A 20,787-nucleotide genomic window follows, 5' to 3' on the forward strand; every position below is an offset into this window, starting at 1 on the left:
TGCGCGCACCTTGGGATGACGAGGGTTCGCCGGAAGAAGAGGCCGTCAGGCTGAGGTGCCGGCCGCGAGGCCGGCTTTGAGGCCCGCAGGCTGTTCCCGGCGGGCGCTCCACTCCCGCACATCCCTCATGGCCGGGCTTGACCCGGCCACCCCGGCTTCGTGCCGGAGACGGCGGCGAGGCTGCGTCCCCGGGCCAAGCCCGGGGATGAGGGCGCTCGTGGGCGCCCCTACAGCTCCACCCAGCCCTTCAGCTCGCGCTTCACCACCGCTTCCAGCACCTTGATGCCATCGGGTGAGTCGTTGAGGCAGGGGATGAAGTGGAACTTCTCGCCGCCATTATGGTGGAAGATCTCGGCGTTCTCGCCGGCGATTTCCTCCAGCGTCTCCAGGCAGTCGGCGACAAAACCGGGGGTGAGCACGGCGAGGCGCTTCACGCCGGATTTCGCCAGCGCTTCCACCGTCTTGTCGGTGTAGGGCTGCAGCCATTCGGCGCTGCCGAAGCGCGACTGGAAGGTGAGGCGCAGCTTGCCCTCCGGCCAGCCGAGCCGCTCGCGCACCAGCCGGATCGTCTTGTAGCAGTAGCAGTGATAGGGGTCGCCCTTGTCGAAATATTCCTTCGGAATGCCGTGGAAGGAGGCGAGCACCAGCTCCGGCTCCCAGTCCAGCTTGGCCAGTTCCGAGGTGATGGAATTGGCCAGCGCCTCGATATAGGCCGGCTCGTCCGGCCAGTGCGGGGCGACGCGCAGCACCGGCTGCCAGCGCATCTTCTTCAGCGCGTCGAAGGCGGCATCGCACACCGTGGCGGAGGTGGCGGCGGCGTATTGCGGGTAGAGCGGGATGAGCAGCAGCCGCTCGCAGCCCTGCGCCTGCAGCGCTTCGATGCGCGAGGCGATGGAGGGCTGGCCGTAGCGCATCGCCCAATCGAAGACGAGGCGGCCGTCGCGCGGGGCGAGCGCGGCGCCGAGCTTTTCCGACTGCGACCGGGTGATGGTGCGCAGCGGGCCCTCATTGCGCTCCTTGTTCCAGATCGTCGCGTAGTCCTTGCCCTTGGCCTGCGGGCGGATGGACAGGATGATGACGTTGAGGATGAACCACCACAGCACGCGGTTGACCTCGATCACCCGGCGGTCGGAGAGGAACTCCTTGAGGTAGCGCCGCATCGACCAGTAGTCGGTGCCGTCGGGCGTGCCGAGATTGACGATGAGCACGCCGATCTTGCCGAATTTGACAGGCGGATGGCCGGCGGGCAGCCCGCCATCGGGGCCGCGGCGGAGGGCGGGGGTGAGGGCGGGGGCGAGAGCCACGTGTGCCGCGTCCACCGGAACAGGCTTGGTCATCGGTACTCCCTCGACGGATTGCTGCCGGCAACTTCTGCCGTGCTTATAGGGGGATGGGCGGCGCATTCCAACCGGACGCATGTCGCAGGCGCGCGCAGGTTTCGGCCCGTGTGTTGTACGCTGCCCGGCGCGCCGGGGTTCAGCGCGGGAGGGGGCGACATGGACAAAATGACGGGAACGTTCGGGCTTGTCGGCTGCGGCCAGCTCGGCGCGGCGATCGCGAGCGCGCTGCTGCGGGCGGGGGCGGTGGACCCGGCGCGGATGTGGATCGCCAATCGCTCCGGCCCGGTGCCGGCCTTGGCCGCCACTCCCGGGCTGAACTGGACCGCCGATATCCAGACGCTGGCGGACGCATGCGACACCATCCTGCTCGCCTTGCCGCCCGCCATCGGCCGCAAGCTGCGCTTTGAAGGCGCGGGGCGGCTGGTGGTCTCGGTGATGGCCGGGGTGAGCGTCGCGGAACTGGGCGCGATCAGCGGCGCGGCGCGGGTGGTGCGGGCAATGTCCTCACCGGCCGCCGCCATCGGCATGGCCTATTCGCCCTGGTTCGCCGGGGAGGGGGTGAGCGAACACGACCGGGCGATAGTGCGGGCGCTGTTCTCCGCCTGCGGGGCGAGCGACGAAGTGCCTGATGAGAGCCAGATCGACGTGTTCACCGCCATTACCGGGCCGGTGCCGGGCTTCGTTGCCGCCTTCGCCGCCAGCGTGCAGGACTATGCGCAAGCGCAGGGCGTCGCCCCGGATGTGGCGCGGCGGGCGGTGGGGCAGCTGTTCCATGCCGCCGGCGCGCTGCTGGCGGGAAGCGAGCGGCCGGCGGCTTATTTCGTGGCTGAGATGGTGGACTATGCCGGCACCACGGCGGCCGGGCTGGAGGCGCTGCGCGCCGCCGGCCTCACCGAGATCGTCGCGCAGGGTCTGGAAGCCGCCCGCCTTCGCTGCCTCACCATCGGGCGGGAGGAGGGCTGAGGCGAGGAGAGGGGGCGGAACGGGCGCCACCGGCTTGCCACGCTCATCGCCAAAGTTCGGTTGTACTGCAATCATAAGAGGTATATTCTTAAATAATCGTCTTATGATTGTAGGAGGACGGCATGACCGGAGCATCGCGCGCGCTGCTGAGCGTCTTCGCGTGCCTTTTGCTGGCGGGGCAAGCATTGGCCGCCGCGTGCCCGGTCCCCGATGCTGTGGCAGCAAAATTGGCTGGCCGGCCGGCCCTGTTCGTTGAGGAGGGCGGCAAATGGAAGGAAATGAGCAGCCGGCGCAAAACAACTCTCCCGCCCGGCCGCACGCGCTTTGCTTATCTCTTTCCAAGTACTGACGCCGGCGCAATGGCGATTAAGTTCGTTAATATGCGAGCCAATAACGACTACCGCGCCACTCAGGTGCGGATCATTCGGCCGGGCTTTTCCGAATGCGGGTTCGTGCCTTTGCTGCGCGCGCTATACTTGATCCCGAGAGACTTTTCCGGCTTCGGCACCACGGTCGATCTGGCCGCCTATGTCAGCTTCCACATGGCGCCGCGCGACCAACCGGCGGTTTTGGTCGGCTTCCACCGAACGTACCCGGGCCCCGGCAATAATTGCCGACGCACAGACGACGTACGCAGCGGCAATCGTGAGCAGTTCCTGTTCGAAGACCGCTTCACCGACATCAAGGTTGTGACGCGGGATATGCGGCTGGTGGGCCAGGCGGTGGCCGACGGAAAGTTCGATCCGGACGACCAGGTGGACGCGGCCCTGCAGAAATACACGCGCTATGCTCACATCGAAACCCAGATGCGCCAATATGCGGGGGGCAGGCCGTCCTGCATCGACTTCGTTCTCGCGGGCGAGCCGGGAGCAAGCTCGCGGCTCTGGCTCAATGATCTCGACCTGCGCGAGGCCTCCGGTCGTCGACCTCACACGGAGCCCAGCTGGACGATCACATGGCTCGCCGATTCACCGTGAGGTCGACCGATGGAACTCCTGATCAAGTATCTCAGCGACATCTTGGGCGCCTACAAGAAGATGCTGATCTCGTCGCAGATCCCTCCGGAGAAGATTCCCGGGGCGTCGGCGAACATGAAGAACAACGTCGCCGCTCTCATTGTTTCGGGCATCTTTTTCGCCATCGCGCGCAGCCTCGTCGGCACGCAAGGCGGCCTTTTCGCCGTGGCAGCGCTGAATTTCGGCCTTATCGTCGGCGTTATGGGCACCATCATGCTGGTGCAGACCGTCGGGCTGCTGATCCCCCGCAACACCACCTCTAACGCGCGGCGGGTCGACCAGTGGGGAACGTTCCTGGTCTTCGTCTGGACGTTCTCGCTGGTCGCCCTCGTGGCCGATCACCTGCTGATGACGCTGGGCTGGATTCCTGGCATCCACTCTCTGGCCGGCCAGTTGACCGATGGCGGCAGCATGGCTGCGCCCATGGCCTCAGCCGCGATCTACTCTCTTTTCGCGCTGGCGTTGCTCACCTTCAAGACGCACCGGCAAAACCCGGGCTTTCGCCCGGGCAGTTATGCCGTCGCCGCCATTACGGCGCTCTGCAGCAACACGGCGCTGGTCTACTTATTCGTCTACCAGCTGCGCGACGTCTGATCCCTCACCGCACCAGGATGTTGCGGAACAGCCAGGGGTCGGTGGGGTCGATGTCTTCCGGGAACAGGCCGGGGCGACCGTCCAGCGGGGTCCAGTCGGTGTAGTAGCCCTGCACCGTGCCGAGATAGGGCTTCTGGATCTCCAGGCAGCGGCGATAGTCCATCTCGTCGGTCTCGACGATACCGGCCTGCGGGTTTTCCAGCGCCCACACCATGCCGGCGAGCACGGCGGAGGTCACCTGCAGCCCGGTCGCGGTCTGGTAGGGGGCGAGGTTGCGCGCTTCCTCGATAGTGAGCTGCGAGCCGAACCAATAGGCGTTCTTGGCGTGGCCATAGAGCAGCACGCCGAGCTCGTCGCGCCCGTCGACGATCTCGTGCTCGGTCAGGATCGACCAATTGCCGTCGAACCGGCCCTCATTGCCGAACATCTCGTGCCAGGACAGCAGCGCGTCATTGCAGGGATGGTAGGCATAGTGGCAGGTCGGGCGGTAGGCGACCTGGGCGCCGTTGCGGACGGTGAAATAGTCGGCGATCGAGATCGATTCGTTATGGGTGACGAGGAAGCCGTGCTGCGGGCCCAGCGTCGGGCACCAGGTGCGCACCTTGGTCGCCGCGCCGGCCTGCATCAGGTAGATCGCCGCGCCGGAGCCGAAATTATGGGTGTGGCCGTTCTCCGGCATCCAGGTTTCGTGCGTGCCCCAGCCGAGCTCGGCCGGCTGCAGCCCCTCGGAGACGAAGCCCTCCACCGACCAGGTGTTGACGAACATGCCGAAGGGGCGCGGGTCGCGGGCGCGCTGGGTGTCGCGCTCGGCGATGTGGATGCCCTTGACGCCGACGCGGCTCATCAGCTCCGCCCAACCCTCGCGGCTGGTCGGCTCGGTGAAGGCGAGGCCGGTATCGGTGGCGAGGTTGACCAGCGCCTGCTTGACGAACCAGGACACCATGCCCGGATTGGCGCCGCAGCAGGAGACGGCGGTGGGCCCGCCGGGATTGGCCCGCTTGGCCTTGAGCATGGATTCGCGCAGCGCATAATTGGAGCGGCTGGCGGGGGTGGCGTCCTTGTCGAAATAGAAGCCGAGCCAGGGCTCGACCACCGTGTCGATGTAGAGCGCGCCGAGCTCGCGGGCGAACAGCATCAGGTCGACCGAGCCGGTATCGACCGAGAGATTGATGACGAAGCCGCGCCCGCCCGTGGTGAGCAGGGGGGTGAGCACCTCGCGGTAGTTTTCCTGGGTGATGGCAAGCTGCAGGAAGCGGATGCCGCGCTCGTCCAGCAGGGCGCGGTGGTCGTCCACCGGGTCGATGACGGTCAGGCTTTCCTTGTCGAAATCGAAGTGCCGCTCCAGGAGAGGCAGGATACCGCGCCCGATCGAGCCGAAGCCGATGAGCACGAGGGGACCGTCGATTTTTCCGTAGACCGGCCAGACTGACATTCGCGGGGACACTCCTTTGGTTCCAAAAGGCACAGATGCGCGCGCACCATGGGACGCCGCAGCCTGCCGCGTCAATGGTGACGGGCGCGTGACGGGGTTGCGGGGGAGGCGGCGCGACGTGGGCTGCATGCTTCGAGGCCGGCCTTCCGGCCGGCACCTCAGCATGACGGAGGCTCCCTCACCTTGGGCGGGGGGGCCCCTCACGCATCCGCGGCGAGGATGTGGTTGCGCACCAGGGGGTAGACCTGGCCCTTCCAGCGGCGGCCGGAGAACACGCCGTAATGGCCGACGCCGGCCTGCATGTGGTGGCGCCGCAGATGCGGGCGCAGCCCCGTGCAGATGTCCTGCGCCGCCACCGTCTGCCCGACGGCGCAGATGTCGTCGCGCTCGCCTTCCACGGTGAGCAGGGCGGTGCGGCGGATGGCGCGGAAATCCAGGCTGCCGCCGCGATAGGTGAGCACGCCGCGCGGCAGCTCGTGCTGCTGGAACACCTTGTCGATGGTTTCCAGATAGAACTCGGCGGCGAGGTCGAGCACGGCGAAATACTCGTCATAGAAGGTCTTGGTGGTGTCGGCCTTCGCCTGCTCGCCCATGGCGAGGTTCTCATACAGCCCGACATGCGCCTTCACATGGCGCTCCAGATTCATCGCCATGAAGGCGCTGACCTGCAGAAATCCGGGATAGACCCGCCGCCCCGCGCCCTTATAGCCGGGCGGGACGGTGGCGATGAGGTTCTGCTCGAACCATTCCATCGGCTTGGAGGTGGCGAGCTCGTTGACCTTGGTCGGGTTGATGCGGGTGTCGACCGGCCCGGCCATCAGCGTCATCGACAGCGGCTGGGCGGGGTTGTTCTCCTGCGCCATCACGGCGCAGGCGACGAGCACCTGAACGCAGGGCTGGCACACGGCCAGCACATGCCCGCCCGGCCCGATCTCCTCCAGGAAGCGCACGACATGGCCGACATAATCGTCGAAGCCGAAGCCGCCGGCGGAGAGCGGCACGTCGCGGGCATTGTGCCAGTCGGTGATGTAGACGTCGTTCTCCGGCAGCAGCGTCTTCACCGTGTCGAGAAGCAGCGTGGCGAAATGGCCGGACAGCGGGGCGACCACCAGCAGGCGCGGCTGTGGCTGGTCGACATCCTTGGCGAAATGCAGCAGCGAGCCGAAGGGCAAGGTGAGCGCCACTTCCTCGCGCACCTCCACCTCGCGATTGCCTGAGGTGACGGTGCCGATGTCGAAGGCCGGGCGCTCATGGCTGAGGCCGGCGCGCTCGATCATCTCGCAGGCGGCGGTGACATTGCGCAGCAGTGGCGTGTCGCCGAAGCCGCCCATCGTGCCGATCATCTGCCGCGACAGGCGCGCGGCCAGGCGGATCGGATCGAGGAGGTCGGACTGGGCCTGATAGGCGGCATAGATCATCGGCGGGGAATCTTCCGGCAAAAGCCTGCGCGGCAGCAGCTCGGGCGACGACAAGGTGGGCGGCGAGAGGTCATGCGCGCTCCGGCAGAGGGTCCATGTGCGGCGGTCGGTGCGGGGCGCACGGTTCGCCAGCAATGGGGCCTGCCGGACCTATCCTAGAGCGGATGCAAGGCCGCTGCCAAGACGGTTGCGGAGTAGCGGGCACGCACCCGGCCAGCGCACCCAGCGATCATTCTGCTACCCCTGGCTTGCGCGGGGATGCCGGTGCGGAAAAGGCGGGCGTCATACCTGCGTCAGGAATGGCACGAAGTGTGATTGCCGCCTGCGGGCCGCACAATGGACGCCGCGCCGGAACAGGAAGCCTGCCATGCCCGCCTCGACCTCCAAACCTGCCTCCAATTCTGTCTCCAAGGCCGCCGCCAAACCCGCCGCGCGCGGGACGATGAAGGCTCCGGGCAAGGCGGCGGGGGTGAAGGCCGGCGCTAAACCTGCGGCCAAAGCTGTGGCGAAACCAGCGAAAGTCGCCGCCGCTGCAGAGGCCGCCGCACCGGCGGCGGTGCTGACCATCAGCAGCAAGAACTATTCGTCCTGGTCGCTGCGCGGCTTTCTGCTCTGCCGGCTGGCGGGGCTCGATGTGGCGGAGGCGCGCGTCTCCGCCGACGACCCGGCGATCCGGGCCGAGCTGCTGCTGCAATCCTCCTCCTTCCTGGTGCCGCGGCTCGACCATGAGGGGCTGCGGATTTGGGACACGCTGGCCATTGCCGAATACCTGCACGAATTGAAGCCAGAGGCCGGGCTTCTGCCCACGGATCGCGCAGCGCGGGCGCATTGCCGCTCGATCAGCGGCGAGATGCATTCGGGCTTCGCCAATCTGCGCTCGGCGCTGCCGATGAACCTCAAGGCGCACCATCCCGGCTTCAAGGTGTGGAGCGGCGCGCAGGGCGACATCGTCCGCATCCTCGCCATCTGGACCGAATGCCTGAAGACCTATGGCGGTCCCTATCTGTTCGGGCCGGCACCGACCCTGGCGGACGCGATGTACGCCCCGGTCTGCGCCCGCTTCACCACCTATGACGTGCCGCTGGACGCCAGGAGCCGCGCCTATTGCAAGGCCATGCTGGCCCTGCCCGCGATGAAGGAATGGGTGGCGGCGGCGCGGGAGGAGCCGGACGAGATGGAGGAGCTGGACGTCGAGTTCTGAGGGGGGTGTCGGAGTGCTGCGGCGGACTATCCAGACCTTCCCTCATGGCCGGGCTAGACCCGGCCACCCGGGGCCCGCGCGGAGCGACTGGGCTGGGTCCCCGGGTCAAGCCCGGGGATGAGGGCTGGCGCGGGGCTTTGCGGCCTGCCCGACCGCCGAGCGACGTCATCCTGAGGTGCCCGGCCGAATGGCCGGGCCTCGAAGGAGGCTCGCAGGCGCGACGCTCTTCTTCGCCCATCCTTCGAGGCTCGCTGCGCTCGCACCTCAGGATGACGGCGCGCATTCGGCCGGGGAGAGCCTCCGTCATGCTGAGGTGCCGGCCGAAAGGTCGGCCTCGAAGCACGCAGGCCGTTCCCCTCGCACCTGCTCAAGACGCCCGTCAGGAAGACGTGGAGGACCGGGTCAAGCCCGGCGCTGACGGCGCCCATGCGGGGGAGAGCATCCCCATGGCGCCAGCTGTCCGCCGCCCGCCCCTCAATGCGCCTCGTCCCAGTTCTCGGCCGCGCGGGCGTCGACTTTCAGCGGCACTTTCAGCGCCACCGCCGGGAAGGGGGCGAGCTCCATAACCTCGCGCACCACCGGGATGGTGGCGGCGACTTCCTCGTTCGGCACTTCGAAGATCAGTTCGTCATGCACCTGCAGCAGCATGCGGGCGGAAAGGCGGGCCTTCTCCAGCGCCGCATCCATCCGCACCATGGCGCGGCGGATGATGTCGGCGGCCGAGCCCTGCAGCCGGGCATTGATCGCCGAGCGCTCGTTGAAGGCGCGGATCGAGGGGTTCTTGGCGTTGATATCAGGGTAGTGGCAGCGCCGGCCGAACAGCGTTTCCACATAGCCATGCTCGCGGGCGAACAGGCGGGTCTCGTCCATATAGGCGCGGATGCCGGGGAAGCGCTCGAAATAGCGCTTGATATAGGCCCCCGCCTCCTCGCGCGGGATCGAGAGCTGGTTGGCCAGCCCGAAGGCGGAGATGCCGTAGATGATGCCGAAATTGATCGCCTTGGCCCGCCGCCGCACCTCGCCCGGCATGCCCTCGATCGGCACGCCGAACATTTCCGAGGCGGTCATGGCGTGAATGTCGAGCCCGTCCTGGAACGCCTGGCGCAGCGAGGGCGTGTCGGCGATCTCGGCCAGCAGGCGCAGCTCGATCTGGGAGTAGTCGGCCGAGATCAGCTTGTGGCCGGGGGCGGCGATGAAGGCCTTGCGGATCTTGCGGCCTTCCTCCGAGCGCACCGGGATGTTCTGCAGGTTCGGCTCGGAGGAGGAGAGCCGGCCTGTCGTGGTGGCGGCCAGCGCGAAGGAGGAATGAACCCGGCCCGTCTCGGGGTGGACATAGGAGGGCAGGGCGTCGGCATAGGTCGATTTCAGCTTCTGCAGCTGGCGCCAGTCGAGAATGCGGCGGGGCAGCTCGTGCCCCTGCTCGGCCAGTTCCTCCAGCACGTCGGCCCCGGTGGACCACGCGCCCGTCGGCGTCTTCCGCCCGCCGGGAATGGCCATCTTGCCGAACAATATGTCGCCGAGCTGCTTGGGCGAGCCGGGGTTGAAGCTCTCCCCCGCCATCTCGGAAATATCGGCCTCCAGCCGGCCCATGCCCTGCGCGAACTCGCCCGACAGCCGCGAAAGCATCTGGCGATCGATCATGATGCCGCGCGCTTCCATGCGGGCGAGCACGGCGACCAGCGGGCGCTCCAGCGTCTCGTAGACGGTGGCCTTGCCCTCGCTGGCGAGGCGGGGCTTCAGCACCCGCCACAGCCGCAGCGTGACGTCCGCATCCTCGGCGGCGTATTCGCTGGCCTTGTCGAGCGGGGCGCGGTCGAAGGTGATCTGCCCCTTGCCCTTGCCGCACACCTCCTCGAACTTGATCGGGGTGTGGCCGAGCCAGCGCATGGAGAGCGGGTCCATGCCATGCGGCGAGGCGCCGGCGTCCAGCACATAGGAGAGCAGCATCGTGTCGTCGTAGGGCGCGACCTCGATGCCGGCGCGCTTGAGCACCAGCCAGTCATATTTCAGGTTCTGGCCGATCTTGAGGACAGACGGGTCCTCCATCAGCGGCTTCAGCGCGCCGAGCGCCTCGCGGGGCGGAATCTGGCCGGGCAGCAGCCCCTCGCTGAACAGGCCCTCATCGCCGCCTTTGTGGGTGAGCGGGACATAGCAGGCCGCGTTCGGCCCGGTGGCGAGCGAAAAGCCGACCAGCTCCGCCTGCATCGGGTCGAGGCCGGTGGTCTCGGTGTCGACCGCGACAATGCCGATCTGCGTGGCGCGGACGATCCATTCCTGCAGCCGGGCGAGCGTCGTCACTGTTTCATAGCGTGAACGGTCGACCGGGGTGGCGGTGGCCTCCTTCTGCCGCGCGGCGGCGAGCGCCTGCGGGGTGAAGCCGTCGGCCGCGCTCGGTGCGTCGTCCAGCGGCGAGGCCGGCTCCTGCGTGTCCGGGTCCAGCCCAGCCAGCAGCGAGGTTGTGTCCCCGCCCCCCGCCTTCAGCCCGGGATCGGGGTCGATGGCGGCGATGTCGATTTCATAGGCCTCGCCGACGCGGCGGGTCAGCGTGGTGAACTCCATCGCCTTGAGGAAGGCGATCAGCTTGCGCCCTTCCGGCTCGATCACGGCGATATCGTCGAGCGGCACATCGAGCGCCACGTCGCGCTTGAGCGTGACCAGCTGGCGCGACAGGCGGGCTTGGTCGGCGAATTCGATCAGGTTCTCGCGGCGCTTGGTCTGCTTGATCTCGCCGGCGCGGGCCAGCAGCGTGTCGAGGTCGCCATATTCCCCCAAGAGCTGGGCGGCGGTCTTGATGCCGATACCGGGCACGCCGGGCACGTTGTCTACCGAATCGCCGGCCAGCGACTGCACGTCCACCACCTTGTCGGGGGCGACGCCGAACTTCTCGAACACCTCCTCGACGCCGATCGCCTTGTCCTTCATCGGGTCGTACATGCGCACCAGCCCATCGACCAGCTGCATCAGATCCTTGTCGGAGGAGATGACGGTGACGAGGGCGCCCTTGGCCTTGGCCTGTTCGGCATAGGTGGCGATGAGATCATCGGCCTCGAAGCCGGACTGCTCGACGCAGGCGAGATCGAAGGCGCGGGTGGCCTCGCGGATCAGCGGGAATTGCGGGCGCAGATCCTCCGGCAGCTCCGGCCGCTGCGCTTTGTAGAGGGGGTAGATGTCCTTGCGGAAGGTCTGCTCAGACTTGTCGAACACCACGGCGAGATGGGTCGGCTTCGGCGCGAATCCGCCGCCATTCTGCCCGGCCCGCACCAGCTTCCACAGCATGTTGCAGAACCCGGCCACCGCGCCGACCGGCAGCTTGTCGGAGGAGCGGGTGAGCGGGGGCAAGGCGTGATAGGCGCGGAAAATATAGGCCGAGCCGTCGATCAGGACGACATGGTCGCCGGCGTCGACGGTTTCATCAGGGGCATCATGGGCGGGCATTGCGGGCTCCGTTTGCGGCCGCACGATGCCCCCGCCGCCGCGCCGGGGCAAGGGGCGTGAGAGGAGGGGTGACACCCGCTCCCTCATCCCCGGGCTTGAGGGCGTGACGGGGCATTGGGCTGCGCAGGTGACGCGCCGGCGTTCGGGCGCTACAGAGCGCGCAGGAAAACGCCATGCCCCGTTACAAGCTCACCATCGAATATGACGGCACCCCCTTTGTCGGCTGGCAGGTCCAGGCGGCGGGGCGGACCGTGCAGGGCGTGCTCGCCGAGGCGGTGCGCCGCTTTTCCGGCGAGGAGGTGGTGGTGCACGGCGCCGGGCGGACGGATGCCGGCGTGCACGCCACCGGGCAGGTCGCCCATATCGAACTCGCCCGCGACTGGAAGCCGGACACGGTGCGCGACGCGATGAACGCGCATCTGCGCCCGCATCCCGTCGCGGTGCTGGAGGCCGAGCCGGCGGCCGAGGATTTTCACGCCCGCTTCTCCGCCACCGGGCGGCGCTATCTCTACCGCATCATCGCCCGCCGGCCGGACCTGGTGCTGGAGCGCAACCGGGCCTGGCGGGTGCTGCGGCCGCTCGACACACAGGCGATGGCGCTGGGCGCCGCGCGGCTGATCGGCCGGCACGACTTCACCACCTTCCGCGCCATTGGCTGCCAGGCGGCCTCGCCGGTGAAGACGCTGGACCGGCTGGCGGTGGAAACCGTGCCGCTGGAAGGGCCGGGGATGGAGATCCGCGTCCATGCGCAGGCGCGCTCCTTCCTGCACCACCAGGTGCGGAGCATGGTCGGCACGCTGGTAAAGGTCGGCGAGGGGGCGTGGACGCCGGACGATGTGAGCGCCGCGCTGGAGGCGGCCGATCGCACGCGCTGCGGCCCCATGGCGCCCTCGGCCGGGCTCTATCTGGCGGAGGTCAGCTATTAGCCAGCACCGCCACCGCTAGCCAGCACCGCGACCGCATCGACCTCGACGAGATATTCCGGCTGGGCGAGGGCGTCGACGCCGATCCAGGTCGAACTCGGCGGGTTTTCCGTGCCGAACACCTCCGCCAGCACCCGCCCGACGAGGTCGGCCTCCGGGCCGGAGTGGAAGCCGGGCATATAGAGCCGCAGCATCTGGATGTCGTCGGCGGTGCCGCCGGCGGCCTCCACCGCCAGAATCACCTGGCGCAGCACCTGCCGCAGCTGCGCCTCGCGCCCCACCGCGCTCACCTTGCCGTCGGCATCCCACGCCACCTGCCCGGCGACATGGACGAGGGTTCCCGGCGGCGAGACGCTGACCTGCGAGAAGCCCCAGGGGCGGCTGTCGAACAGTTGCGGCGGCTGGAGCGTGCGGCGGGGCATGGGGTGGGCCTGTGTCAGGGAGACGGAGGGGAGGCAGGTGTTCGCGCGCCGCCGCACCGTCATCCCGGCCGACGCGCAGCGGAGAGCCGGGATCGTCGCCCGGCGCTGCGATCCCGGATCGGCCTTCGCCGTCCGGGATGACGGGCCTCACGCCTTCGCCAGCGTCTCCAGGAAGCGGATGGCCTCGCCCTGCGCGGGGGCGACCAGCTCGCCTTCCCACATCACACGGTGGCCGCGAATGAGCGTGCCGACCGGCCAGCCCGTCACTTCCACCCCGTCATAGGGGGTCCAGCCGGCCTTGGAGGCGATCCATTCATTGCGGATGGTCTGGCGCCGCTTCATGTCCACGATAGTGACGTCGGCGTCATAGCCGACCGCGATGCGGCCCTTGGTGGCGATGTTGAAAATGCGGGCCGGGCCGGCGCTGGAGAGGTCGACGAAGCGCTCCAGCGTCAGCCGGCCGGCATTCACATGGTCGAGCATGGTGGGCACCAGCGTCTGCACCCCGGTCATCCCCGAGGGGCTCGACGGGTAGGGCTTGGCCTTTTCCTCAAGCGTGTGCGGGGCATGGTCGGAGCCGAGCACGTCGACGACGCCCTCGGACAGGCCGCGCCACAGCGCCGCCTTGTGCCGCGCCTCGCGCACCGGCGGGTTCATCTGCACCAGCGTGCCATGCGAGGCGTACCAGGAAGCGTCCATGGTGAGGTGATGCGGCGTCACCTCGACGGTGGCGACATCCTTCTGGCCGCGCAGATACTCGATCTCCTCCTGGGAGGTGACGTGCAGCACATGCACGCGCTTGCCCTCAGAGCGGGCGAGGTTGACCAGCCGGGTGGTGGCGGTGAGCGCCGCGATCTCGTCACGCCACACCGGGTGAGAGGAGGCGTCGCCGGCAACCCGCAGGCCCTTGCGTTCTTCCAGCCGCGGCTCGTCCTCGCAATGGAAGGCCGCGCGGCGGCGGATGACCTTGAGGATCGCCCGCACGCCGGGATCGTCCGCCACCAGCAGCGAGCCGGTGGAGGAGCCGATGAACACCTTGATGCCGGGCACGCCGGGCAGCATTTCCAGCTCCGGCAGGTCCTTCACATTGTCATGCGTGCCGCCGACGAAAAAGGCGAAGTCGCAATGCATGCGGTGATGGGCGCGGGACAGCTTGTCCTCCAGCGCTTCCGCCGAGGTGGTGAGCGGGTTGGTGTTCGGCATCTCGAACACGCCGGTGACCCCGCCCATGACGGCGGCACGCGAGCCGGATTCGAGGTCTTCCTTGTGGTCGAGCCCGGGCTCGCGGAAATGCACCTGGGTGTCGATGACGCCGGGCAGCAGATGCAGGCCGGTGCAGTCGATCGTCTCGCCCGCCTGCGCGGCATCGAACGATCCGATGCCGGCGATGCGCCCGGCGCGGATGCCGACATCGCGGGCAGAGGTGCCGTCCTGGTTCACCACCGTGCCGCCCTTGAGGAGAAGATCGAAAGTCTCAGTCATGCTGTCCCCGCCGGTGATGAAGCTGCCTGCGTCCGCTCTTACGCCAATCGGGCGGCGAGGTGAACGCCTCCCGTCCCGGCCCCGCGCAGCCGGAGGCGGAGCGTGGCGCCGGGACCCAGGAGAAAATCCTCGGCCGTATGCTTCGCGGAGGATGAAGCCGCTGCGCGGCGTCTCTGCGGGGTCCCGGATCGGCACCGCGCGAGGCGCGGCGTGTCCGGGACACGGCGCCATCGGCGCTCAGGTGAGCGCGAACTGCACCCGCACCGCCGTGCCGCGGCTGGGTTCCACCCGGCTGGCCAGCTCCACCTTGCCGCCGAGCTGGGCGGCCAGGCTCTGGATGATGCGCCAGCCGAGCCCGTCGCTGCGCGAGAGGTCGGCATCGGGCGGCAGGCCGCGCCCGTCATCGGCGATGGTCATCTCGTAGCGGCCCGGGCCGGCGGGCAGCACGGTGATGAGGATCGTGCCGGAATCGGCCTCGACGAAGGCGTGCTTGAGCGAATTGGTGACGATTTCCGCCACCAGCATGGACAGTGTGGTGAGCTGGGTGACGCTGAGCGGCAGGTTCGGCGCATCCACCGTCGAGGTGATGCCGGCCGTGCCCGAGGCGGTGACGAGATCGCAGCACAGCTGGCGCAGATACTGGTCGGTCGGCAGATCGAGCCGCTCGGGCGCGTAGAGCTGGCGGTGGATGCGGGCGATGGTGTCGAGCCGCGAGCGCGCCTCGTCCAGCGCGGTGATCGCCTGGCGCGCATCCTGCCCCACCTTGCGCTTCTGCAGCGTGAGCAGGGCGGCGACGAACTGCATGTTGTTGGCGACGCGGTGCTGCAGCTCCTGGAACATGGTGCGCTGGTTCTCATAGAGCCGGGCGGTCGTCTCCTTCTCCGTGCGCAGCCGGTCGGCGGCGCTGAAGGTGAAGTGGATCAGCGTGATGTCGATCGCGGCGATGACGACGAAGAAGCCGAGCGCCAGCAGCGTCTGGCCGTCCAGCCGCATGTCGTTGGCCGGGCCGATGAAGAAGAACCAGGCGGCGAAGGTGGACAGCACCGCGCAGGTGATCCCCGGCCGCAGCCCGCAGAAGAAGGTGGTGAGGATCACCGCCGGGAAGAAGGTGAGGAAGGGAAAGCCGGGCGGCAGCTCGCCATCCACCGCGAAGCGCAGCACCAGCGCCACGGCGAACATCGCCACCCCCACCGCATCGGCCAGCCAGGGATGGCGGCGCAGCGGCTGGGCGGCGCGCACCAGCGACCAGAAGAACGACCCCCCCCTGCTCCCTTGCGTGACTGATTCGCCCTCCCCGACGGCGCTTGCCGAGTCCCGCTGACGGGCTACCCCGTCATTCATGGGCAAGTGCCGCGCCGAGGGTGCCTGTCGCAACAGGCCGGCTGGCGGCGCTCGCCGCGGGAACAGCTGCCCGCGCCGGATCGCCCGCCAAGGAAGTCGCACACATCGAACAGGACTCCCCCAAAGCGCTGCGATTTCCGCTGGTGCGCGAGTGTGCCTGTTTGTACCCAACTCGTCACCTCAGTTCTGTCCGCTTGTGAACATTTCGCCGGCCCGTGCGTTGACGCGGCAAAGGGGAGAAGTTCATGCGCGTCGACACCAGCGAAGAAGCCGGCGGCCATGGCGTTGCCGTCACCTCGTCGGGCGGCAACAATCTGCTGGGGGCTCTGCGCCCGGCCGATTTCGCCCTGCTGCGCGGCCATCTGCGCCGCATCGACCGGCCGGCCGGCGCCGTGCTCTACGAGCCGGGCGACGATGTGCGCCATGTCTATTTTCCCTGCGGGCAGGCGCTGCTGTCCTTCATGGTGCTGCTGGAGGACGGCCGGCAGGTGGAGATCACCAGCATCGGCCGCGAGGGCGCGGTGGGCGGCATCGTCAGCCAGGGCCGGCTGCCGGCCTTTTCCCGCGCCGTGGTGCAGATGGAAGGCCCGCTGCTGCGGCTCGACGGCGTCGAGCTGGAGCGCGCCAAGGAAACGTCGCCGCCGCTGCGCAACCTGTTCGCCCGCTATGCCGACTGCCTGCTGGCGCAGGTGTTCCAGTCGGTCGCCTGCAACGCCACCCATACTATCGACCAGCGCACCGCCAAATGGCTGCTCGCCGCCTATGACCGCACCGGCGACGAAACGCTGACCCTTACCCAGGAGCAGCTGGCTTCCATGCTGGCGGTCGGCCGGCCCTATATCAGCCGGGTGCTGGGGCAGATGAAGGAGGCCGGCGCGGTCGATCCGCTGCGCGGGCGCATCCGCATCACCGATGCCGACCGGCTGCGCTCCCTGTGCTGCGGCTGCCACGCGGCGGTGAAGCGGCATTTCGACGAGGTGCTCGGCGGCGTCTATCCCCGCGCCAACGAGGTCGCCGGCCATGGCATGGTCATCACCAACGGCCCTTCCTTCCGCCCGTGAGGCCGGTGCCGAAAAGTTCCCGCAGCCCTGCTTTGCCGGGGCGGGCCTTGTGCCGCGCGCGCGCGCATGGCATGCGCGCCGTCATGGAACACGAAAACACCCCGCCCCTCGTCTCGTCCTTCGCCACGCTAGCGCCCCGCTACGACCTCGTCCTGTGCGACGTGTGGGGCGTGCTGCATAATGGCGTCCTCGGCTCGCAGGCGGCCGCGCAGGCGCTGATGCGCGCCCGCGAGGCCGGCGCCACGGTGATCCTGGTCTCCAACGCCCCGCGCGAGCCGGAAGGCGTCGCCCGCATTCTCGACGGCTTCGGCATTCCGCGCAGCGCCTATGACGCCATCGTCACCTCGGGAATGGTGACAACCGCGCTGCTGGCCGGGCGGCCGGGGGTGAAAATGTGGCATCTCGGCCCTGAGCGTGACCTCGGCATCTATAAGGGCCTCGACCTCTCCCTCGCTTCCTTCGAGGAGGCGGAGCTGATCGTCTGCACCGGCCTGTTCGACGACACCGTGGAGACGCCGGACGACTATGCCGAGACGCTGGCGGCGGCGCGGGCGCGGGGGCTGCCCTTCATCTGCGCCAACCCGGATATCGTGGTCGAGCGCGGCGGCGACCTGATCTGGTGCGCCGGCGCCATCGCCGAGGCCTATGCGGAGCTGGGCGGCGAGGTGGTGTTCTGCGGCAAGCCGCACCGGCCGATCTACGAGACCGCCTTCGCCACCGCCGAAAAGCTGCGCGGCGCTCCGGTGGAGAAGGCGCGCACCCTCGCCATCGGCGACGCGCTGCGCACGGACCTGGCCGGCGCGCTCGGCCATGGCGTCGACTGCCTGTTCGTGGCGGCCGGCATCCATGCCGGCGAGCTGGGCCTCGAACAGGGCGCCGAGGTGGATCCGCGCGCGCTCGCCCGGCTTCTGGCCGACGGGCCGGGCCGCCCGGCCGCCGTGACGACGCGCCTCGCCTGGTAGCGCGCAAGCGCACGCCCCCGGATTGACGCCGGGCCGGGACGGGGCCACTTAACAGGCCTCTTCCTTGCCGGCCCGCCGTTCCCCGGGCGGCCTTCCCGTTGCGTAGCGCTGACATGACCCACGCCGCCGCCGCCCCGCATCCCTTTCCCGTCCTGCGCAAGGACGACGCGCTGCCGGCGGGCCTTGCCGTCCCGGTGGTGGCCATCGGCAATTTCGACGGCGTGCATCGCGGCCACCGGGCGGTGATCGGCACCGCCATCGACCAGGCCCGCTCGCTGGGCAAGCCGGCGCTGGCGGTGACGTTCGAGCCGCATCCGCGCGCGTTTTTCCGCCCGTCCGAGCCGATCTTCCGCCTCACCCCGGAGCCGATGAAGCTGAAGCGGCTTTGCGAGACCGGGCTCGACGGCGCGGTAGTGCTGGCCTTCGACGCCGCCATGGCCGGGCGCGAGGCGGAGGACTTCGTCGCCGACATCCTGGTCGGGCGGCTCGGCGTCTCCATGGTGGTGGCCGGCTACGATTTCCACTTCGGCAAGGGGCGCGGCGGCTCGCCGCTGTTTCTGCGCGAGGCCGGCAAGCGGCATGGCTTCGGGGTGGAGATCGTCGCGCCGCTGCTGGACGAGGGCGCGCAGATTTCCTCCAGCGTCATCCGTGCCGCGCTGGCGCAGGGCCGCGTCGAGCAGGCCGCCCACATGCTGGGGGCGCCGTTCGAGATCGCGGCGGAGGTGATCCACGGCGACAAGCGCGGGCGGGAGCTCGGCTACCCCACCGCGAATATGCGGCTCGACCCGGCGGTGACGCTGGCGCACGGCATCTATGCGGTGACGGTGGAGATCGACGACGTGCGCCACAAGGGCGTGGCGAGCTTCGGCCGCCGCCCGACCTTTGACGACGGCGCGCCGCGGCTGGAAACCTTCGTGTTCGATTATGCCGGCGACCTTTATGGCCGCGTGCTGCCCGTCGCCTTCCATGCCTGGCTGCGGCCCGAGCTGAAATTCGACGGCATCGAGGCGCTGATCGCGCAGATGGACCTCGACAGCGTGCGGGCGCGGGTGGCGCTCGAGCGGGTGGCGGTCTAGCGGCCGCGCCCCACCCGAGACCCCTTTAGAGTTCGGCGCTGCCGGGCAGCTCGGCGGCCAGCGCGTCGAGGGCGAGGCGGGTCTTCAGCGGCAGATGCGTCGTGGCCGGCCACAGCGCCTGCGTTGAAAAGACGAGGGGAGGCACCTGCGCCAGCAGCGGCACCAGCGTGCCGGCGCTCACCCGGTCGCGGATCAGCCAGCAGGGCAGCCACGCCAGGCCGTGGCCGGCTTCGGCCGCATCGGCGAGGGCGTCGAGATCATCCATGCGCAGCCGGCTCGGAGGCGTTGCCACCCTGGGCGGCCCGCCGGCCCGGGGAAAGTGCCACGCCCGCACCCGGCCGTCCCGGGCATAGGTCACGGCGTGATGGCGGGCGAGGTCGTCGAGGCTGTCGGGCGTGCCATGGGCGGCGAGATAGGCCGGCGCCGCGCACACCGTCATGCGTTGCAGGCCCAGTGTGCGGGTCATCAGCCCGCCGCCCCCACCAGGGTCGCCATTGCGGATGGCGAGGTCGTAGCCGTCCTCCGCCACATCCACCAGCCGGTCGGACAGAGCGAGATCGATCTCGAGCCGGGGATGGCGGGCGGTGAGCCGCGCCAGCACCGGGGCGACGCAGCGCCGCCCGAAAAGCAGCGGCGCGGCGACACGCAGCCGCCCCACCGCCTCGCGCTGGCCTGATTCGAGCGTCGCGCGCCCGGCGCGCAGCTCCTCCAGCGCCCGCACGCAGCGCTCATAATAGGCCTGCCCATCCGCCGTGAGGCTCTGCCGGCGGGTGGTGCGGTGAAACAGCCGCACGGCCAGCCGCGTCTCCAGCCGCGCAATGGTTTTGGCCACCGCCGAGCGGGTCAGCCCCACCCGTTCGGCGGCGGCGGCGAAGCTGCCGGTCTCCACCGCGGCGACGAAGACGTCGATGCCGGCCAGAATGTCGTTCATGATTGGTGCCTCATGGGCGGCAATGTCGGGAAAACCTATCGCAACTGGCGCTTCACCTTCAACGGTAATGTCCATCCGCTTTCAGATGCCGCCAGGGAGACTGCGGATGAACGATCGGATGCGACGCTGGGAAATGGACAGCTATGGCCGGCCGGCGCTGGCCATGCGGCAGGTGCCGGTGCCGCGCCCCGGCGCGGGCGAGGTGCTGGTGAAGGTCGCGGCGGTGGCGCTCAATTTCCGCGACACGCGGGTGATCGCCGATGGCATGGGCGCGCCGCTCGCCTTTCCCTTCACCCCCGGCTCGGACCTTGCCGGCACGGTGGTGGCGGTGGGGGAGGGGGCCACGCGCCTTGCCGTCGGCGACAAGGTGATCTCCACCTTCTTTCCCGACTGGATCGACGGGCTGCCGGGCGGCGATTCCGCGCGACTGCCCTATGAGGCGCTGGGCGGCGCCTATCCCGGCGTGCTGGCGGAGTATGTGGCGCTGCCGCAGGCCTGGCTGGTGCACGCCCCGCGCAGCCTTAACGCCGAGGAGGCCAGCACCCTGCCCTGTGCCGGGCTCACCGCCTGGTTCGGCCTCGTCGAGCGCGGCGGGCTCAAGGCGGGCGACACCGTGCTGGTGGAGGGCACGGGCGGGGTCGCCCTGTTCGGCCTCGCCCTTGCCCGGGCACACGGCGCGCGCACCATCGTCGTCTCCGGCAGTGCCGCCAAGCTGGAGCGCACCCGTGAGCTGGGCGCCGATATCGCCATCGACCGCACCAAGGGCGACTGGGTGGCGGCGGTACGGGCGGCCACCTCTGGCTATGGCGCCGACCATGTGCTGGCGCTGGCCGGCGGCGCCGCGCTCGGCCGGGCGGTGGAGGTGGCGGCGATCGGGGGGCGCATTGCCCAGATCGGCATCATCGAGGGCTTTGATGCCAGCCTGCCGCTCGGCCCGCTGATGCTCAAGCAGCTCACACTCAACGGCATCGGCGTCGGTCATCGCCGGTCGCTGGAGGATCTGGTGCGGGCGGTCGACGCGACGGGGCTGAAGCCGGTCATCGATGCCCGCTATGGCTTCGAGGACCTGCCGGCGGCGCTCGACCATCTGGAGCGCGGCGCCTTCGGCAAGATCGTGGTCACGCCCGGCTGAGCGCGGCGGGCTCTCCCCTTGCGTGCCGCCCTCCCTTGCACGCGCCCGGCGCTGCGCT

General features: G+C 69.1%; 17 protein-coding genes. 9 read left to right on the plus strand and 8 right to left on the minus strand.

Annotated elements, in window-relative coordinates:
• Positions 1-227: 227 nt before the first annotated feature.
• Positions 228-1,337, minus strand: coding sequence for a ferrochelatase (gene hemH, locus J2S76_RS07450; protein ID WP_307058985.1), 1,110 nt, complete (start codon positions 1,335-1,337; stop codon positions 228-230).
• Positions 1,338-1,496: 159 nt separating this feature from the next.
• Between hemH and J2S76_RS07455 the strand changes: the two genes are divergently transcribed.
• From J2S76_RS07455 to J2S76_RS07465, 3 genes are all read left to right on the plus strand, one after another.
• Complete coding sequence (locus tag J2S76_RS07455) at positions 1,497-2,303, plus strand: pyrroline-5-carboxylate reductase family protein (protein ID WP_307058987.1); 807 nt, start codon at positions 1,497-1,499, stop codon at positions 2,301-2,303.
• Positions 2,304-2,425: 122 nt separating this feature from the next.
• Positions 2,426-3,280 (plus strand): hypothetical protein, encoded by an 855-nt coding sequence (locus tag J2S76_RS07460; protein ID WP_307058989.1) that lies wholly within the window; start codon positions 2,426-2,428, stop codon positions 3,278-3,280.
• A gap of 9 nt (positions 3,281-3,289) precedes the next feature.
• Positions 3,290-3,913, plus strand: coding sequence for a hypothetical protein (locus J2S76_RS07465; RefSeq protein ID WP_307058990.1), 624 nt, complete (start codon positions 3,290-3,292; stop codon positions 3,911-3,913).
• A 4-nt stretch (positions 3,914-3,917) separates the two neighbouring features.
• Here the strand turns inward: J2S76_RS07465 and J2S76_RS07470 are convergent, their stop codons facing one another.
• Positions 3,918-5,345, minus strand: coding sequence for a homospermidine synthase (locus J2S76_RS07470; protein ID WP_307058992.1), 1,428 nt, complete (start codon positions 5,343-5,345; stop codon positions 3,918-3,920).
• A 200-nt stretch (positions 5,346-5,545) separates the two neighbouring features.
• Positions 5,546-6,763 (minus strand): polyhydroxyalkanoate depolymerase, encoded by a 1,218-nt coding sequence (locus J2S76_RS07475; protein ID WP_307059148.1) that lies wholly within the window; start codon positions 6,761-6,763, stop codon positions 5,546-5,548.
• Positions 6,764-7,205: 442 nt separating this feature from the next.
• On the opposite strand from J2S76_RS07475, the gene J2S76_RS07480 reads away from it, so the two are divergent.
• Complete coding sequence (locus tag J2S76_RS07480) at positions 7,206-7,964, plus strand: glutathione S-transferase (protein WP_370874711.1); 759 nt, start codon at positions 7,206-7,208, stop codon at positions 7,962-7,964.
• Between the two features lie 474 nt (positions 7,965-8,438).
• Here the strand turns inward: J2S76_RS07480 and polA are convergent, their stop codons facing one another.
• Positions 8,439-11,399 carry a DNA polymerase I gene (polA, locus tag J2S76_RS07485; RefSeq protein ID WP_307058994.1) on the minus strand — a complete coding sequence of 987 codons (2,961 nt, stop codon included), beginning with the start codon at positions 11,397-11,399 and terminating at the stop codon, positions 8,439-8,441.
• Between the two features lie 173 nt (positions 11,400-11,572).
• Here polA and truA point away from each other — a divergent pair, with 173 nt between their 5' ends.
• On the plus strand, positions 11,573-12,325 hold the full coding sequence (gene truA, locus J2S76_RS07490) for a tRNA pseudouridine(38-40) synthase TruA (RefSeq protein WP_307058996.1): 753 nt from the start codon (positions 11,573-11,575) through the stop codon (positions 12,323-12,325).
• On the opposite strand, the gene J2S76_RS07495 is transcribed toward truA, so the two are convergent.
• The 3 genes from J2S76_RS07495 to J2S76_RS07505 form a co-directional block, all read right to left on the minus strand.
• Positions 12,322-12,744, minus strand: a complete 423-nt coding sequence (locus J2S76_RS07495) for a RidA family protein (RefSeq protein WP_307058998.1) — start codon at positions 12,742-12,744, stop codon at positions 12,322-12,324. The two genes, truA and J2S76_RS07495, sit on opposite strands and share 4 nt — an antisense overlap.
• Before the next feature lie 147 nt (positions 12,745-12,891).
• Entirely contained in the window at positions 12,892-14,226 is a 1,335-nt protein-coding gene (locus J2S76_RS07500) for a dihydroorotase (protein WP_307059001.1), read from the minus strand.
• A gap of 237 nt (positions 14,227-14,463) precedes the next feature.
• A complete protein-coding gene (locus J2S76_RS07505) occupies positions 14,464-15,567 on the minus strand; it encodes a sensor histidine kinase (RefSeq protein WP_370874704.1) in 1,104 nt (367 codons plus the stop codon).
• A gap of 245 nt (positions 15,568-15,812) precedes the next feature.
• Here J2S76_RS07505 and J2S76_RS07510 point away from each other — a divergent pair, with 245 nt between their 5' ends.
• The 3 genes from J2S76_RS07510 to J2S76_RS07520 all read left to right on the plus strand — a co-directional run bounded on the left by J2S76_RS07510 (position 15,813) and on the right by J2S76_RS07520 (position 18,666).
• Positions 15,813-16,628: a Crp/Fnr family transcriptional regulator gene (locus tag J2S76_RS07510; protein WP_307059004.1), complete on the plus strand. Its 816-nt coding sequence runs from the start codon at positions 15,813-15,815 to the stop codon at positions 16,626-16,628.
• Positions 16,629-16,711: 83 nt separating this feature from the next.
• On the plus strand, positions 16,712-17,590 hold the full coding sequence (locus tag J2S76_RS07515; protein ID WP_307059006.1) for a TIGR01459 family HAD-type hydrolase: 879 nt from the start codon (positions 16,712-16,714) through the stop codon (positions 17,588-17,590).
• A 113-nt stretch (positions 17,591-17,703) separates the two neighbouring features.
• On the plus strand, positions 17,704-18,666 hold the full coding sequence (locus J2S76_RS07520) for a bifunctional riboflavin kinase/FAD synthetase (protein WP_307059008.1): 963 nt from the start codon (positions 17,704-17,706) through the stop codon (positions 18,664-18,666).
• A gap of 25 nt (positions 18,667-18,691) precedes the next feature.
• On the opposite strand, the gene J2S76_RS07525 is transcribed toward J2S76_RS07520, so the two are convergent.
• On the minus strand, positions 18,692-19,597 hold the full coding sequence (locus J2S76_RS07525; RefSeq protein ID WP_307059010.1) for a LysR family transcriptional regulator: 906 nt from the start codon (positions 19,595-19,597) through the stop codon (positions 18,692-18,694).
• 106 nt (positions 19,598-19,703) lie between these two features.
• Here J2S76_RS07525 and J2S76_RS07530 point away from each other — a divergent pair, with 106 nt between their 5' ends.
• A complete protein-coding gene (locus J2S76_RS07530) occupies positions 19,704-20,729 on the plus strand; it encodes a zinc-dependent alcohol dehydrogenase family protein (RefSeq protein ID WP_307059012.1) in 1,026 nt (341 codons plus the stop codon).
• Positions 20,730-20,787 lie beyond the last annotated feature (58 nt).

The sequence above is a fragment of the Ancylobacter vacuolatus genome (assembly GCF_030813595.1).
Lineage (GTDB): Bacteria > Pseudomonadota > Alphaproteobacteria > Rhizobiales > Xanthobacteraceae > Ancylobacter > Ancylobacter vacuolatus.